The organism is Dietzia sp. B44, assembly GCF_014145245.1.
GTDB classification, from domain to species: Bacteria; Actinomycetota; Actinomycetes; order Mycobacteriales; family Mycobacteriaceae; genus Dietzia; species Dietzia natronolimnaea.
Window position 1 is genome coordinate 1 of the sequence record NZ_JAALEF010000510.1, and the last position, 2,927, is coordinate 2,927.

Genomic DNA, 2,927 nt, shown 5'->3' on the forward strand with positions numbered 1-2,927 from the left:
GGGGCGCGTCACTTGTCGACCACGAGCCACCCGCCGTGGTGCTGGTCGACCCGGGTCCGCACACCGGAGGCCCGGCCGTCACCGACAGCCTCGATCCGGGCGGCGAGTGCCGTCAGCGTGGGGACGTCGAAGGTCCGGACATGGCCGTACTGCGCCACGGCGACGGCCTCGAAGGGCACGGCGATCACCAGGCGTCTCCGCGCCAGACGGAGTGCGTCGCGGACCATGTCCCAGCCGGCGTCCTCGTCCAGATGCTCGAGGACGTGGACGAGGTAGACGGTGTCCGCGGCGGCCGGGGCCAGTGGGGTCGTCCGGGCGTCGAGGCAGACGGGCGTGGGCCGGGCGGCGCCGACGGGTGCGCAGGTCCGGAGCAACCCGAGGACGGAGGGGTCGAGGTCCACGGCGATGGTCCTGACACCCTCGCGGGCGAGCCGCAGGGACAGGAACCCGAAGCAACACCCGATCTCCACCGCGGAGTCGCCGACCATCTCCGCCACCGCCCGGTCGTGCACCGGGGAGAACGGGCAGACGCCGCTGGCCAGTGCCGAGATCGACGACCGGTAGTAGGCGGACCAGCACTCCTCCCAGCTCGCGTCCCGGCAGGTCACGAGCGCGGTCACGGCCCGGTGGAACTCGTCGACGGTGTGCAGGACCCCGGTGGCGAGCAGGTCGCGGGCCATGGCCGGGATCAGCGCCTCGCTGACTTCGTCGTCGTCGAGGTCGTGCCCGATCCGCACCCGACGGTCGTCGGCGATCACGGTGAACACCCCGAAGCGCCGGCCCGGTCCGCCCCGGATCGCCGAGATCGTCCGGCTCGTCCCGCGGGTCGCTGTGGTCTCCATGGGGGCAGACGGTAGGGCGAGCGGGAGGTCCGCGGCGAGAGGATCCGGTGGATTCCGCCAGGTCGAACGGGTCCGGCCCTGCCCGGTCGGGCAGTGGCCGCACGCGATCGGCTCGGGCCGGGCCGCGTGCAACGTTGCTGCAACCCCGCCGCGCATAGTGTCCTACATCACAGCGACGACCACGGGGGTCGCGCGGAGGAGAAGGAGGGGCACGATGCCCGTTTTCGCACAGCCCGGCGCCGATGGTTCGGTGATGTCCTACAAGAGCCGCTACGACCATTTCATCGGCGGCGAGTGGGTGGCACCCGTCAAGGGCGAGTACTTCGAGAACGTCACCCCGATCACCGGCCAGGTCTTCTGCGAGGTCGGCCGCGGCACGTCCGAGGACATCGAGGCGGCCCTGGACGCCGCGTGGGCCGCCGCCCCCGGGTGGAACGCCACCTCCGCCGCGGAGCGCTCGCTGGTCCTGCTCCGGATCGCTGACCGGATGGAGGAGAACCTCGAGGCCATCGCGCTGGCCGAGTCGTGGGACAACGGCAAGCCGATCCGCGAGTGCCTGGCCGCCGACATCCCGCTGGCGATCGATCACTTCCGCTACTTCGCCGGCTGCATCCGCGCCCAGGAGGGCGGGATCTCGCAGATCGACGAGGACACGGTGGCGTACCACTTCCACGAGCCGCTCGGCGTGGTCGGACAGATCATCCCGTGGAACTTCCCGGTCCTCATGGCGGTGTGGAAGCTCGCCCCGGCCCTGGCCGCGGGTAACTGCGTGGTGCTCAAGCCCGCCGAGCAGACCCCGGCGTCGATCCTGTTCCTCATGTCCGTGATCGGCGACCTGCTCCCGCCCGGCGTCGTGAACGTGGTCAACGGATTCGGCACCGAGGCCGGCAAGCCGCTGGCCTCCAACCCCCGCATCCGCAAGGTCGCCTTCACCGGTGAGACCACCACCGGACGCCTGATCATGCAGTACGCCTCGGAGAACCTCATCCCGGTGACCCTCGAGTTGGGCGGCAAGAGCCCCAACATCTTCTTCGAGGACGTCATGGACGCCGACGACGACTTCCGTCAGGCCGCGCTCGAGGGCTTCGCGATGTTCGGCCTCAACCAGGGCGAGGTGTGCACGTGCCCGTCACGCGCGCTCGTGCAGAGGTCGGTCTTCGACGAGTTCAGCGAGCTCGCGATCGAGCGCACCAACAAGATCACGCAGGGCAATCCGCTCGACACCGACACGATGCTCGGCGCGCAGGCCTCCAATGACCAGTTGGAGAAGATCCTGTCCTACATCGACATCGGCAAGCAGGAGGGCGCGGACGTCCTCACCGGCGGCGGACGAGCGGAGCTCGAGGGCGATCTCGCGGGCGGCTTCTACGTGCAGCCGACCGTCTTCCGCGGCCACAACAAGATGCGGCTGTTCCAGGAGGAGATCTTCGGGCCCGTGCTCTCCCTGAGCTCGTTCACCGACTTCGACGACGCCATGATGATCGCCAACGACACGCTCTACGGCCTGGGCGCCGGCGTGTGGTCGCGCAACGGCACCACCGCCTACCGGGCCGGTCGCACCATCCAGGCCGGCCGGGTGTGGACCAACACCTACCACCAGTACCCGGCCCACGCGGCGTTCGGCGGCTACAAGCAGTCCGGCATCGGGCGCGAGAACCACCGCATGATGCTCGACCACTACCAGCAGACCAAGTGCCTGCTGGTGAGCTACTCGGGCAAGCCGCAGGGCTTCTTCTGAGCCGCGGCGGATCAGAAGAGGAGGGACCGGTCATGGACGACGTCTGCGGACTCCCCTCGGGCGGGAGCGTGCCCATCGCGGCGCGCGCCCTCCCGCCGGAGGGGGCGCCGCCCGGTCTCCCGCCCCGCGTCGTGGTCACCGAGCCGGCCGCCGACCTCATCCGTGAGCTCGTCGGCCGGCACGGCCCGGTGATGTTCCACCAGTCGGGCGGGTGCTGCGACGGGTCGGCACCCATGTGTTACCCCGACGGTGAGTTCCGAGTGGGACAGCGCGACGTGCTGGTGGGAGAGGTCGACCTCGGCGCGGACGGTCCGTCCGGAGCCGACCGGTCCGAACCACCGGGCGAA

General features: G+C 70.3%; 3 protein-coding genes. 2 read left to right on the forward strand and 1 reads right to left on the reverse strand.

Translation table 11 applies throughout. The annotated features are described in order from the left end of the window. Positions 1–8: 8 nt before the first annotated feature. The gene (gene mftM, locus G6017_RS15290) at positions 9–842 is read right to left on the reverse strand and encodes a mycofactocin oligosaccharide methyltransferase MftM (protein WP_179524182.1); all 834 of its coding nucleotides are present in this window, start codon (positions 840–842) and stop codon (positions 9–11) included. A gap of 214 nt (positions 843–1,056) precedes the next feature. Here mftM and exaC point away from each other — a divergent pair, with 214 nt between their 5' ends. Together exaC and G6017_RS15300 are read left to right on the forward strand one after the other, a co-directional pair. After that, a complete protein-coding gene (gene exaC / locus G6017_RS15295) occupies positions 1,057–2,580 on the forward strand; it encodes an acetaldehyde dehydrogenase ExaC (RefSeq protein ID WP_179524183.1) in 1,524 nt (507 codons plus the stop codon). Between the two features lie 32 nt (positions 2,581–2,612). Further along, a partial coding sequence (locus G6017_RS15300; RefSeq protein ID WP_194307900.1) for a DUF779 domain-containing protein occupies positions 2,613–2,927 on the forward strand: 315 nt, incomplete at its 3' end.

What these genes read in the sequence shown, in the direction of transcription:
- mftM (WP_179524182.1), bottom strand. Translation starts at nt 842, where the DNA reads ATGGAGACCACAGCGACCCGCGGGACGAGCCGGACGATCTCGGCGATC.
- exaC (WP_179524183.1), top strand. Translation starts at nt 1,057, where the DNA reads ATGCCCGTTTTCGCACAGCCCGGCGCCGATGGTTCGGTGATGTCCTAC.